The 11,744-nt window shown below is 74.4% G+C and carries 11 protein-coding genes; 6 read left to right on the top strand and 5 right to left on the bottom strand.

Going from position 1 to position 11,744, the window contains the following annotated elements:
• Nucleotides 1-16 precede the first annotated feature (16 nt).
• Nucleotides 17-1,486 carry an AlkA N-terminal domain-containing protein gene (locus tag AB0K80_RS22475; protein WP_365672288.1) on the top strand — a complete coding sequence of 490 codons (1,470 nt, stop codon included), beginning with the start codon at nt 17-19 and terminating at the stop codon, nt 1,484-1,486.
• A complete protein-coding gene (locus AB0K80_RS22470; RefSeq protein ID WP_365672286.1) occupies nt 1,483-2,013 on the top strand; it encodes a methylated-DNA--[protein]-cysteine S-methyltransferase in 531 nt (176 codons plus the stop codon). Before AB0K80_RS22475 ends, AB0K80_RS22470 begins: the two co-directional genes overlap by 4 nt.
• Here AB0K80_RS22470 and AB0K80_RS22465 read toward each other — a convergent pair.
• Nucleotides 1,994-3,004, bottom strand: a complete 1,011-nt coding sequence (locus tag AB0K80_RS22465; protein ID WP_365672587.1) for a LacI family DNA-binding transcriptional regulator — start codon at nt 3,002-3,004, stop codon at nt 1,994-1,996. The two genes, AB0K80_RS22470 and AB0K80_RS22465, sit on opposite strands and share 20 nt — an antisense overlap.
• Nucleotides 3,005-3,334: 330 nt before the next feature.
• Here AB0K80_RS22465 and AB0K80_RS22460 point away from each other — a divergent pair, with 330 nt between their 5' ends.
• Nucleotides 3,335-4,300, top strand: a complete 966-nt coding sequence (locus AB0K80_RS22460) for a glycoside hydrolase family 6 protein (RefSeq protein ID WP_365672284.1) — start codon at nt 3,335-3,337, stop codon at nt 4,298-4,300.
• Between the two features lie 133 nt (nt 4,301-4,433).
• On the opposite strand, the gene AB0K80_RS22455 is transcribed toward AB0K80_RS22460, so the two are convergent.
• Both AB0K80_RS22455 and AB0K80_RS22450 read right to left on the bottom strand, forming a co-directional pair.
• Nucleotides 4,434-4,808: a PPOX class F420-dependent oxidoreductase gene (locus AB0K80_RS22455; protein WP_365672585.1), complete on the bottom strand. Its 375-nt coding sequence runs from the start codon at nt 4,806-4,808 to the stop codon at nt 4,434-4,436.
• Between the two features lie 90 nt (nt 4,809-4,898).
• Complete coding sequence (locus tag AB0K80_RS22450) at nt 4,899-5,378, bottom strand: DUF456 domain-containing protein (protein WP_365672282.1); 480 nt, start codon at nt 5,376-5,378, stop codon at nt 4,899-4,901.
• 200 nt (nt 5,379-5,578) lie between these two features.
• Here AB0K80_RS22450 and AB0K80_RS22445 point away from each other — a divergent pair, with 200 nt between their 5' ends.
• Nucleotides 5,579-7,240: a protein phosphatase 2C domain-containing protein gene (locus AB0K80_RS22445; RefSeq protein WP_365672280.1), complete on the top strand. Its 1,662-nt coding sequence runs from the start codon at nt 5,579-5,581 to the stop codon at nt 7,238-7,240.
• 499 nt (nt 7,241-7,739) lie between these two features.
• On the top strand, nt 7,740-8,219 hold the full coding sequence (locus AB0K80_RS22440; RefSeq protein WP_365672278.1) for an ATP-binding protein: 480 nt from the start codon (nt 7,740-7,742) through the stop codon (nt 8,217-8,219).
• 61 nt (nt 8,220-8,280) lie between these two features.
• Here AB0K80_RS22440 and AB0K80_RS22435 read toward each other — a convergent pair whose 3' ends face one another.
• Both AB0K80_RS22435 and AB0K80_RS22430 read right to left on the bottom strand, forming a co-directional pair.
• Nucleotides 8,281-9,324 carry a DUF2637 domain-containing protein gene (locus AB0K80_RS22435; RefSeq protein WP_365672276.1) on the bottom strand — a complete coding sequence of 348 codons (1,044 nt, stop codon included), beginning with the start codon at nt 9,322-9,324 and terminating at the stop codon, nt 8,281-8,283.
• A gap of 303 nt (nt 9,325-9,627) precedes the next feature.
• Entirely contained in the window at nt 9,628-10,482 is an 855-nt protein-coding gene (locus AB0K80_RS22430; RefSeq protein WP_365672274.1) for a (2Fe-2S)-binding protein, read from the bottom strand.
• A gap of 234 nt (nt 10,483-10,716) precedes the next feature.
• On the opposite strand from AB0K80_RS22430, the gene AB0K80_RS22425 reads away from it, so the two are divergent.
• Nucleotides 10,717-11,514 carry a GntR family transcriptional regulator gene (locus tag AB0K80_RS22425; protein ID WP_365672582.1) on the top strand — a complete coding sequence of 266 codons (798 nt, stop codon included), beginning with the start codon at nt 10,717-10,719 and terminating at the stop codon, nt 11,512-11,514.
• Nucleotides 11,515-11,744 lie beyond the last annotated feature (230 nt).

The raw sequence follows: 11,744 nt of genomic DNA, 5'->3' as shown, positions 1-11,744 counted from the left end.
GGGCAGGGTCAGCGTCATGTCCGATGTCCGCCAGCGGCGGGCGCGCCGCCGGCGGAGACTGGACCGTGTGAGCGACGAGGACCCCACGCAGGACGCCCGGTACGAGGCCGTGCGCAGCCGGGACGCCCGTTTCGACGGCGTGTTCTTCTTCGCCGTCGAAACGACCGGCATCTACTGCCGCCCCAGCTGCCCGGCCCTCACCCCGAACCGCCGCAACGTGCGGTTCTTCACCACGGCCGCCGCCGCGCAGGCCCACGGCTTCCGGGCCTGCCGGCGGTGCCGCCCGGACGCGGTCCCCGGGTCCGCCGAGTGGAACGCCCGCGCGGACGTGGTGGCCCGGGCCGTGCGGCTGATCGCCGACGGCGTCGTCGACCGGGAGGGCGTCGCGGGTCTCGCCGCCCGGCTCGGCTACAGCGCCCGGCAGGTGCAGCGCCAGCTCACCGCCGAACTGGGCGCCGGGCCCGTCGCCCTCGCCCGGGCCCAGCGGGCCCACACCGCACGTGTCCTGCTCCAGACCACCGAGCTGCCGGTCACCGAGATCGCGTTCGCGTCCGGGTTCGCCAGCGTGCGGCAGTTCAACGACACGATCCGCGCCGTCTACGCGGCGACCCCGAGCGAGCTGCGCGCCGCGGCACCCCGCACCGGCCGGGCGGCACGGCGCGCGGCGACCCCGGCCGCCGGCATCCCGCTGCGGCTCGCCCACCGCGGCCCCTACCAGGCCGGCTACGTCTTCGACCTGCTGGCGCGCGAGGCCGTGCCCGGGGTCGAGGAGATCTCCGGCCCGCCCGGCGCCCGCACCTACCGGCGCACCCTGCGCCTGCCGTACGGCACCGGCATCGCCGCCGTCCGGGAGCGGCCCGGCGCGCCGGCCACCGCCTCCGGCGCCCACCCGGGCGGCTGGCTCGACGCCCGGCTGCACCTGACCGACCCGCGTGACCTGACCACCGCCGTGCAGCGGCTGCGGCGCCTGTTCGACCTCGACGCCGACCCGTACGCCGTCGACGAGCGCCTGGCCGCCGACCCCCGGCTCGCCCCGCTGGTCGCCGCCCGGCCCGGGCTGCGCTCCCCGGGCGCCGCCGACCCGCAGGAACTGGCCGTGCGCGCCCTGGTGGGGCGGGAGCGGGCCGCGGAGCTCGTCCAGCGGTACGGCAAGGTGCTCGACGCCCCCTGCGGCACGCTCACCCACCTGTTCCCCGACCCGGCGGTGCTCGCCGAAGCCGAGCCCGGCGGCACCCTCGGCGCGCTCGCCACCGCCCTCGCCGACGGTGCCGTGCGCCTGGATGCGGGCGCCGACCGGGACGACGCCGAGGCCGCCCTGCTCGCGGTGCCCGGCCTGGACGCCCGTACGGTGGCCGCGATCCGCACCCGGGCCCTCGGCGACCCGGACGTGGCACCGCCCGGCCTGGACGTCCCCGGCACCTGGCGCCCCTGGCGCTCGTACGCCCTGCACCACCTGCGCGCGGCAGGAGACCTGGAGTGCCGATGACCATCCGCTGGACCACCGTCGCAAGCCCCGTCGGCCCGCTGCTCCTCACCGCCGCGCCCACCGGGGAGCTGACCTCGCTGTCGGTGCCCGGGCAGAAGGGCGGCCGGGTGGTGCGGGACGGCTGGCGGCACGACCCCGGCCCGTTCCGGGAGGCCGTCGCGCAGCTGACCGCCTACTTCGCCGGGGAGCTGAAGGAGTTCCACCTGCCCTGGCGCACCGAGGGCACCGCGTTCCGCGAGCGGGTCTGGGCCGCCCTGGACGCCGTGCCCTACGGCACGACCGTCACCTACGGCGAGATCGCCGCCCGCGTCGGAGCCCCGCGGGCCGCCGTGCGGGCGGTCGGCGGCGCCCTCGGCGCCAACCCGCTGCTGATCGTCCGCCCCTGCCACCGCGTGATCGGCGCGGACGGCTCCCTGACCGGGTACGCGGGCGGACTGGACCGCAAGATCCACCTGCTCCGGCACGAGGGGGTTCTGCCGCCCGAGGTCCCCGCCCCGCCTAGGACCGTCAGGCGCTTGAGCGGGTGACCAGGCGCGTGGGCAGGATCAGCGGGGTGGGGTCGTATCCGTTGATGACCGCGACGAGCATGCGTGCCATCTCCCGTCCGAGAGCCGTTATGGGCTGATGGACGGTGGTGAGGGGCGGATCGGCGACCTGGGCGACGGTCAGGTCGTCGAAGCCCACCACAGCGATGTCGGCGGGGACCGCCCGGCCGGCCGCGCGCAACGTGCGCAACGCCCCCGCTGCCATGTTGTCGTTGGCAGCGACGATTGCGTCCAGATCGGGGTGCTGGTTCAGCAGGACGGCCGTGGCGGCGGCTCCGCTGGGCTCGGTGAAGTCCCCCTCCTGCGGCGGCAACGGTTCTAGGCCGGCCCCCAACAAGGCGTCCCGGTAGCCGCGGTACCGGGCACGTCCGGCCTCGGTGTCCAGACGCCCGCAGATCGCGGCCACGCGTGTCCGGCCGCGCGCAATCAGGTACTCGGTCGCCTCGCGGGCTCCGCCGACGTTGTCGACGTCCACGTACCACCGGGGAGCTGCACCGACGGGGCGTCCTCCGAACACGACGGGCATCTCCGCCTCTTCGGCCATACCGGCCAGCGGATCCCCCTCGCGCAGGGCCATCAGCATGACACCGTCGGCACCCTTGGACCGGAGCAACTCCTCCACCCGCTTGCGACCCCGGTCGGAAGCGGCCAGGCACAGCATCAGATGCAGATCGGCGTCCTCCAGAGCGGTCGACGCTCCCACGATCACCTGAGCGAAGAACGGATCCGCGAAGATCGACGGGTCCTCCCCCGAGACGACCAGGGCGGCCGCTCCCGTCTGACGCGTGGCCAGAGCACGGGCGGTCGGATTGGGCACATAACCGAGCTGCCGGACGGCCCGTTCCACCGCCTCCCGTTTGGCAGGGCTGACATGCGGAGCGTTGTTGAGGGCACGGGAGGCCACGGAACGGGAGACCCCGGCGCGTTCGGCCACCTCCTCGAGCGTCGGCTGCCGACGCGGCGCAACTGTCATGACCACGAGCCTTTCCCTCACGACCGGACGGGAAGCGTCTCACCCCGGCCTCCGCCTCCGCCAGACCGGGACCCAGTCTGGTACCGCTTCCAGTTTCCGACCCATGAGGCTTCGTTCTCGCTCGCCATCCGAATCACCTGAGGCGCCGACCCTTGACAGCTCAACTACGGCGCAACACCATGCCCGAAGCCACCTCAACGATTGTCCCGTGCTGTGGGAGCGCTTCCAGTGGGAGCGCTCCCAAGATCAGATCGCACACAGCTCTTGCTCAGGTCGCACCCTCGGGACCAGAGGGTGCGACGCACCCCTGCCAGGAAATCGAGGTCAGAAATGCGCCGCAGACTCCGCGCCTTGGCCGCAGCGCTCTTCGCCCTGCCGCTGGCGTTCGCCGCCGCACCGTCCGCCCACGCGGCCGACCCCACCACCATGACCAGTGGGTTCTATGTGGACCCCGACTCCAGCGCGAAGAGGTGGGTCGCCGCCAATCCCCGCGACGGCCGGGCGCCCGCGATCAACTCCTTCATCGCCAACACGCCGATGGCCCGCTGGTTCGGCTCCTGGAGCGGCAACATCGGCACTGCCACGGGCGGGTACGTGGGAGCGGCGGACCAGGTCGACAAGCTGCCCCTCCTCGTCGCCTACAACATCTACAACCGCGACTACTGCGGCGGGCACTCCGCGGGCGGAGCCGCGTCGCCGTCCGCCTACCGGACCTGGATCGCCCAGTTCGCCGGTGGGATCGCCAACCGCCCGGCCGTCGTCATCCTGGAACCGGACTCCCTCGGGGACTACGGCTGCATGACCCAGGCTCAGATCGACGAACGCGAGGGGATGCTCACCGGCGCCCTCGCCGAGTTCAGCCGCCAGGCCCCCAACACCTGGGTGTATCTCGACGCCGGCAACCCGGGCTGGGCGAACGCGGCGACCATGGCCCGGCGCCTCCACGAGGCCGGCCTGCGACAGGCGCACGGCTTCTCGCTCAACGTCTCCAACTACTTCACCACCGCCGAGAACACCGCCTACGGCAACGCCGTCAACAGGGAGCTGGCCGCCCGCTACGGCTACACCAAGCCGTTCGTCGTGGACAGCAGCCGCAACGGCAACGGCTCCAACGGCCAGTGGTGCAACCCCTCCGGCCGCCGTATAGGCACCCCCACCCAGCTGGGCGGAGGCGCCGAGATGCTCTTGTGGATCAAGGTTCCGGGCGAGTCCGACGGCAACTGCGGTTTCGGAGGCGGCTCCTCGGCTGGGCAGTTCCTCCCCGAGGCCGCCTACAAGATGATCTACGGATACTGATCCCGGGCTTCCGTGGCCTGGTACGCCCTGTCCCACCCTCAGGCCACGGAACCGTCCCACACCCGGCCGGGCTCGCCGGAAAGGTCCGCCCGCCGCATGCGCGCCACCGAGGTGGATCCGGGCGGCCTTCCGGCTAGCCGTCGGCGTCCAGGCCCCAGCTGTGGATCCACCGCGGATGGATCCGGATCACCTCCTCACTGACGTACGGCCCCAGGTCGTGCGGGCCGGTGAGCAGTTCCGCCTCGCCGCGGATCTCCACACCGCGCACCTTCCACGGCCGCACGCTGGCGATGTCGTCGACGACCAGCGACAGCTTCGGGTTCTTCAGGAGATTGCGCCACTTCTTTGTGCGGCCCAGAGCGCGGCCGCCGATCAGGATCGTCCCGTCGTCCTGCGGGAAGAAACCGACCGGGTTCGCCTGCGGCTGGCCCGCCGGGTCCACCGTGGCCAGCCGCCCCAGGCGCTGCGACGCCAGGTACGCGCGTTCCGCCTCGCTCAGCTCGCGCAGTTCGCTCAGCTCGCTCATGACAGCCAGCCAAGCACGCGCCGCCGCCTCGCACATCGGCTGCCTGTCCTAGGACCGGGGGTGTAGCCCGCATCAGGCCAGGAACACCGCGCCCAGCCACGCGCCCGTGATCAGCAGACAGGCGTACAGCTCCGCCAGGACGCTGGAGCCGCCCGAGCGCATCACCGTGCGCAGGGCCGCCGCCGCGCCGTGCCGGCCCAGGCGGAGGCGTTCGGCGAGGTAGATGCCGCCCATGAAGCCGGGGATCACGCCCAGCACCGGGAGCAGGAAGAAACCGAGGAACGCGCCGAGCCCCGCCCAGCCGATCACCCGGCGGGCGGCGCCGGTCGCCCGCAGCCGCCGGGGCGGCAGGTTCCAGCGCACCACCTGGGAGACGAGCAGCACGACGGTGGCGCCCACCAGCACCCACCACGCGACCGGCTCCGGGTCCTTCAGCGCCCACCACATCACCGCGGCCCACACCAGCCACGACCCCGGCACCCCGGGCAGCAGCACCCCGCACAGGCCCAGCAGGATCACCAGGCCGACCAGCAGGAGGTCCCACGCTCCCATCTGTCCAGCGTGCCGGACGACCGGGGAACACGCAGGTCAGCGGTGGCTTCCCGCACTCGGCGCAGGTCAGCGCGGAAGGTGACGGGGAAATCGGACGGCCGTTCCTCTTGTCGCCCGACGTGCCGGTGCGGTGGGAGGGCGGCGGCCGTTTTTCCCGATGCACCGTTTTCATCCGGCCCGTGCGGTGGACAATTGGGGGCATGAGCCAGCAGGGGGGAAGGCCCACCGGTCAGGAGGACGACTGGTGGGGGCAGTTGTACGACGACTCCACCGGTGACACGGGCCCCACGCCCGCGGCCGATTCCCTGGACGACCGGTTCGCGTCGGCGTCCGGGGCGGTGAACGACCGGCCCGGCCCCGGGCCGGTCGTCCCGTCGCCGCGGACCGGGCCCGACGACACGGCGGACCTCTCGCGCCCCCCGGACCCCGCACCGCGGCGCGCCCCCTGGGAGCCGCCGGCCGCCCGGCCCGCCGGACCCGTGACGTCCCCGCCGGAAGGACGGCAGGAGATCCCTGAACCACCGCAACGCCCGCCCCTGACCCCGCCGGCCCCGCTGGCACCCCCGGCACCTCCGGCGCATGATCCGGCGCCGTCCGTGCCGCCTCCCCGCGCCTCCGCCGAGCCCCCTGCCGCGCCGGCCCCGCAGGCACCCCCCGCCCCGCCGACGGCCGGTCCGGCCGTGGAGCACCGCTCCACGACGGCCCCTGCGGCCCCGGCCGCTGCGCCCGACATCCCCCGCAGGCCCCCGGGCCCGCCCCCGGCGGTCCCGCCGCAGCCGGCGGCACCGCCCAGCCCCGAGCGCTCCCCGGACAGCCCCGGCGCGCAGACCGCCGCCGCCCCACCAGCACCCCCCGGACCGCCGCCGGCCGCACCCGCCGCTCGCCCCTACCCGCCCCCACCCCGCACCTACGTGGGGTCCCGCCCGCCCACCTACGACGCCGAACCCACCGCGCTCCCGCCCGCCGACGCCGACGGCCTCGACGACCTGGTCCCCGACACCGTCCTCGACGGCGCCCGGTACGGGAGCTGCACCCTGCGGGCCGCCTCCGTCCGCGGCGACTCGGCGCGCTACCGCGGCGAACCGCGCCGCGACGGTCTGCTCACCGCCCGGTTCGGCACGGGCGACCAGGCCCTGATCCTGGTCGTCGTGGCGACCGGAGCCCGGGCCACACCGGGCGCGCACCGCGCCGCCGCCGAGGCCTGCCACTGGATCGCCCGGGCCGTGGGCCGCAGCCATGCCCGGCTCGTCGACGACATCAGGGCCGCCCGGCGCGGTGACCTGAAGTCCGGCCTGCACCGCCTGACCGGCCGCAGCCTCGGCCGGCTCCGGGCCGGCGCCGCCGAACAGGGACTGCGCCCCGAGGAGTACGCGGCCACCCTGCGCTGCCTGCTGCTGCCGGCCGACCCCACGTGCCGGACGCGCGTCTTCTTCGGCGTCGGCGAGGGCGGGCTGTTCCGGCTGCGGGACGGGCAGTGGCAGGACATCGAACCGCAGGTCGCCCACGTCACCGGCGAACCCGTGATGGGCTTCGGCTCGCCGCCCGCCCAGACCCCGGACGGCGACCGGCTCACCATGGACCTGGGCATCCCCACCCCGCCCAGTCCGTACGAGCCCGCCCCCGAACCGCCCCCCGAGCCCTTCCGTTTCCGCGCCTCTGTGGCCCGCCCCGGCGACACGCTGCTGATGTGCAGCCCCGGCTTCGCCGAGCCGCTGCGGGGCGAGCCGGAACTCTCCGCGTACCTGACCGAACGGTGGTCCGGTTCCGAACCGCCCGGCCTGGCGGCGTTCCTCGCCGACACCCAGGTACGGGTCAAGGGATACGCGGACGACCGTACGGCCGCCGCCGTGTGGGAGGCGTGAGGCCCCGGGCGGCGGGAGAAAGGTCCGGTCGGTGCCCGGCTCCCACCGCCCCCGGGTGCCGTACGGGGAGACGAACCCGCCGGGAAGGGGACCCGCGACCGTCGGAGTTCGGCCAACTTCGCGCGCTTCCCAGCGGCCCGGAACACCCCGTCCGCCGCTGCTCCGCGTACGGCCGGATCGGCGGAGGGCGCGCGGCGCTGGGGCCGATTCCGCGCGGTCCGGATCCGGGCCTGAACCCGTAGGTCCCCAGGCGTACGGGACGCGGGCCGCCCGGCCCGGACGCATCGGCGCCGTCGGCCGGAGCGGACGTACCGCAGGCCTCCGCCGGAGCACGCCCCCCGCGCACCCGCTGTCCCGCCCGGGCCGGGAACGCCCTGTCCGTGGCCGAACACCTGGTTGTCGAGGACCTGGGATGACTGCCCGCGAGCGGGCCGGGCAAGGATCCCCGTGAACGTGTTCGAGCAGGAGGGGAACCGACATCGGCACGCGGGCGGGGGTCATGAAAAGGCAGGCACGAGGGGGCGGTCCCCTGGCGATCGGGGGCTCCTCGGCGGAGACAGTGGAGGACAGGACCGGCGGCGGCACGGAACAGGGACCGGCGCGTCAGCTCAGGCGCCGGCTCGGGAGGGCGGACCTGCGGGCGGTGCCCGAGACGCGCAGGGCGCTGCGGGAGCTGCTCCGGCACTGGGGGAGGCCCGGACGATCGGAGATCGCGGAACTGCTCACCAGCGAACTCGTCACCAACGCACTCGTCCACACCGACCGGGACGCCGTCGTGACGGCCACCGTCGGCCCGCGCGCGCTGCGGGTGGAGGTACGCGACTTCGTGGCCGGCCGGCCGAGCCCGCGCGTGGCCACCGACGACGGCACGCACGGCAGGGGCCTGGTCCTGGTGCAGTCCCTCGCGGACTCCTGGGGTGTCCAGCCGCACGGGGTGGGCAAGGCGGTGTGGTTCGAACTCGACGCCGAAGCGGCGTGAACCGCGTACACGGTGAGGGGGCGTGGCCCGCCGGACCACGCCCCCTCACCCCGCCGGTGCGTCAGCCGAACTGTTGCTCCAGGTCCTTGAGCTTGCGCTCCAGGGAGTCCAGGCGCGGCAGGGCCATCGTGTCGTCCTCCGCCGTGAGGTCGACGGTGACCGGGTCAGCTCCGCTGCGTACGGGCTGAAGAGAGGGACGCGACGGGGCGGGCGGCAACTGCTCGGGCCCCGATATGGCAGGCTCCGCGGAGACCAGGTCGGAGCCGCGCTCCACGGTCTGCACCTCGACCTGGCGCCCGCCGCGGCCGACGAACCCGCGGTGGCCACGGCTGATCGCCTTCAGCTGGGCGCGCTCCACGCGCTCCTGCTCGCGCCGCCGCCGCCGGGCCTCCTCCTTCTGGCGCTTGTCCTCGCGCACCTCCTCGACCGCCTCGTCGAGGCTGCGGACACCCTCCAGAAGCATCAGCGACCAGGCCCGGTACGTCTCGCGGGGCGCGCGCAGCCAGCGCACGATGCGGATCTGCGGCAGCGGCCTGGGCACCAGGCCCTGCTCGCGCAGCGCGGCCCGGCGGGTCTGCTTCAGCGCGCGGTCGAAGAGGACCGCCGCGGACAGGGACATGCCCGCGAAGAAGTGCGGGGCGCCGTCGTGGCCCGCACCCCTGGGGGCGTGCACCCAGTTGAACCAGGCGGCGGCGAAGGCGAAGGTCCACACCAGTATCCGGGAGCCGAGGGCGGCGTCACCGTGGCTCGCCTCGCGCACCGCCAGCACGGAGCAGAACATCGCCGCGCCGTCCAGGCCGAACGGCACCAGGTACTGCCAGCCGCCGGTCAGGCCCAGGTTCTGCTCACCGAAGCCGACCAGGCCGTGGAAGGAGAGCGCGGCGGCGACGGCCGCACAGCAGAAGAGCAGGACATAGGAGACGGTGCCGTATATGGCCTCCTTGCGCCTGCGGCGCTCCTCCGCGCGTTCCCAGGAATCGTCGGCGCTCGTGTCCTTGACCGAGGAGCGCTTGCCGCGCGCGAGCACCGCCACCGCCGCCAGCATGCCCAGGAGCAGGACGGCGCCCGGAAGCAGCCAGTTCAGCGATATGTCGGTCAGTCTCATTCGGGGTCCCTTGCATTGGGATAGGGCGTAACGCCCGCCATAGTGGCCCAATCCCACCGGCCCTCAGGGGGTTTCGGGGCAAGAGGCCGCCAAGGAAGTGCAAGGGAATGCCCAGGACGGCGTTCTGCTCGAACTGCCGCTTGAGGGGCGGGAGTTGAGTTCGAATAAGACTACCCGCACGGTTGGTGCGGCGGAAAGTTCCCCTGACCGGTGAGGGAAGTGTGAATCGCCTGCGACCGTGTGGGTGTCCCACTCTCGGATGATCTTACGACATGCTGGGCAGCGCCTTGGCCTGAGGGGCCCTCAACCGGCCGCGGCCGCGGCGACCTTGGGGGCCCGGCCCGCGGCGCACGCACGCGGGCAGGTGACGCAGATGTCCTCGGGGCGCAGGGTGTAGAACATGCAGCAGCTCACCCGGTCCCGGGTGTGCCGGGGTTCGCCGCGCGGACCGGCGAGCGGGCGGAAAGCCGCCGCGCCGGCGTACGGCCCGGTCGAGCCGGGCAGCAACAGGTCCAGCTCGCGGATCGCCCGGAGTTCCTCCTTCTCGCCCAGCAACCGGGCGACGTACCACAGGCCCTCGGTGACCTCGTCCGTCACCATGCCCCACAGGGCCCGGCCGCGGCGCCGCATGCGCGGGCCGAAGGCGGCGAGAACCGGTTCGAGGTGCTCGGCGACCGCCGCGCGGACCTCCGTGCGCAGCGCCTCGGTGTCGCGGACCACCCGGGCGCCGGGCAGCACGGCCGCCGGGTCGCCGGGCAGACAGGCGAAACCGGCCGGGCGTACGGCCATCCGGCCCAGGGCGAGACCGGGGGCCGTGCGGTCGTAGGCGACGTGCGTCACCGGGTAGCGCGGCACCCGCCGGTACAGGAACCACGGCACGGTGATCAGCAGGCAGGCGGGCCAGGCGTAGCGGTGCAGACCGAAACTGGCGACCACGTCCGGGCGGGCCCGCCGCCCGTAGTCCCGCAGAACCTGGGCGTCGTCCCAGGCGAGGAACGCCTCCAGCTCCGCCCCGCCCGCCGCGAGCCGGTCGGCGCGCACCCAGCCGCCACCGGCCGGCACCTCCTGCCCGGCCGCCGCCTCGGTGACGGCGAGCCCCGGGAGGACCTCGGTGAGACGGGTGTACGCCGCCGCGACGGCCGAGGAGGGCACGGGCATACGGACCACCGTCCACGTCTGGTCGAGCCTGGCAGGTTTCAGGTAAGCCTACCCTTACTCATGATCGTCGGGATTTGAACTGACGGCTTGTGCGCTTATGGTGCTTGACGGGCGAGTAACAACCCGCCGCAATGACCCCCAAGTACCGACACGTCCGGAGGAGGACCCGTGAGGCACAGCGGGCAGGGCTCCGCGGATTCCGCCGGGACGGGGGTCCCCGACGTCCGGGCGGCCGTGGGCCGGCGGGCGCGGGTGCCGGCCCAGCCCGGCCCGGTGGACGTCGAGAGGGGCAGTGGGACCGGCGACGGCGCCGCCCGGGGTGAGCACACGCACGGCGAGCCCGCACCGGTTCCTCCCGGCGTCCCTTCCGTTGTCCCTCCTGTCGTTCGCCCCGTGGTCCGTCCCGTCGTCCAGCGGGCGTCCGTGCGCGGGCAGATCCTCGACGCGTTGCGCGCCGCGCTGGTCAGGGGCGAGCTGCGGCCCGGCGAGGTCTACTCGGCGCCCGTCCTCGCCGAGCGGTTCGGGGTGTCCGCGACGCCCGTGCGGGAGGCCATGCAGCAGCTGGCGCTCGAGGGGGCCGTCGAGGTCGTACCCAACCGGGGCTTCCGGGTGGTCGAACGGGGCGCCCGGGAACTGGCGGAGCTCGCCGAGGTACGGGCGCTGATCGAGGTGCCGGTGATGCTGCGGCTGGCCCGTACGGTGCCCGCCGAGCGGTGGGCCGAGCTGCGGCCGCTCGCCGAGGCCACGGTCCGTGCCGCGTCCACCGGCTGCCGCTTCACGTACGCCGAGTCCGACCGGGCCTTCCACCGCGCGGTGCTGTCCCTGTCGGGCAACTCCCAGCTGGTCCAGATCGCGGACGACCTGCACCGGCGCGCCCAGTGGCCCCTGGTCGGCGCGGGGCCGGGCACGCCACGGGGACGGGCGGAGCTGCTGGCGGACGCCCACGAGCACACCGCGCTGCTGGACGCGTTGACCGCCGGGGACGTGGACGTGGTGCGGGTGCTGGTGGGGGAGCACTTCGCGGGAGCCTGAGGCCCGGACCTGGCCTACTGCGGCCGGCGACCGGCTCCGCTGGGACGTGCGGCTGCCTGGGCCGGCAAACCGGTTCTGCTGGGGCGTGCGGGTGCCTGGTCCGGCATCCGTTCCGCTGAGGCGTGCGGGCGCCTGGGCGGCACCCGGCTTCGCTGCGGCGAAGGTGCGCCTGGGTGCGCAGCGGGCGGAGGGCGTTCAGCCGCACGGTCGGCGCCGGTCCGGCGGCGGCT

The sequence above is a fragment of the Streptomyces sp. NPDC052682 genome (genome assembly GCF_040678435.1).
Lineage (GTDB): Bacteria > Actinomycetota > Actinomycetes > Streptomycetales > Streptomycetaceae > Streptomyces.
The sequence above is the reverse complement of the archived record's forward strand: the minus strand, read 5'-3'. Positions and strand labels throughout refer to the sequence as shown.

What these genes read in the sequence shown, in the direction of transcription:
- AB0K80_RS22475 (WP_365672288.1), top strand. Translation starts at nt 17, where the DNA reads ATGTCCGATGTCCGCCAGCGGCGGGCGCGCCGCCGGCGGAGACTGGAC.
- AB0K80_RS22470 (WP_365672286.1), top strand. Translation starts at nt 1,483, where the DNA reads ATGACCATCCGCTGGACCACCGTCGCAAGCCCCGTCGGCCCGCTGCTC.
- AB0K80_RS22465 (WP_365672587.1), bottom strand. Translation starts at nt 3,004, where the DNA reads ATGACAGTTGCGCCGCGTCGGCAGCCGACGCTCGAGGAGGTGGCCGAA.
- AB0K80_RS22460 (WP_365672284.1), top strand. Translation starts at nt 3,335, where the DNA reads ATGCGCCGCAGACTCCGCGCCTTGGCCGCAGCGCTCTTCGCCCTGCCG.
- AB0K80_RS22450 (WP_365672282.1), bottom strand. Translation starts at nt 5,378, where the DNA reads ATGGGAGCGTGGGACCTCCTGCTGGTCGGCCTGGTGATCCTGCTGGGC.
- AB0K80_RS22445 (WP_365672280.1), top strand. Translation starts at nt 5,579, where the DNA reads ATGAGCCAGCAGGGGGGAAGGCCCACCGGTCAGGAGGACGACTGGTGG.
- AB0K80_RS22440 (WP_365672278.1), top strand. Translation starts at nt 7,740, where the DNA reads ATGAAAAGGCAGGCACGAGGGGGCGGTCCCCTGGCGATCGGGGGCTCC.
- AB0K80_RS22435 (WP_365672276.1), bottom strand. Translation starts at nt 9,324, where the DNA reads ATGAGACTGACCGACATATCGCTGAACTGGCTGCTTCCGGGCGCCGTC.
- AB0K80_RS22430 (WP_365672274.1), bottom strand. Translation starts at nt 10,482, where the DNA reads ATGCCCGTGCCCTCCTCGGCCGTCGCGGCGGCGTACACCCGTCTCACC.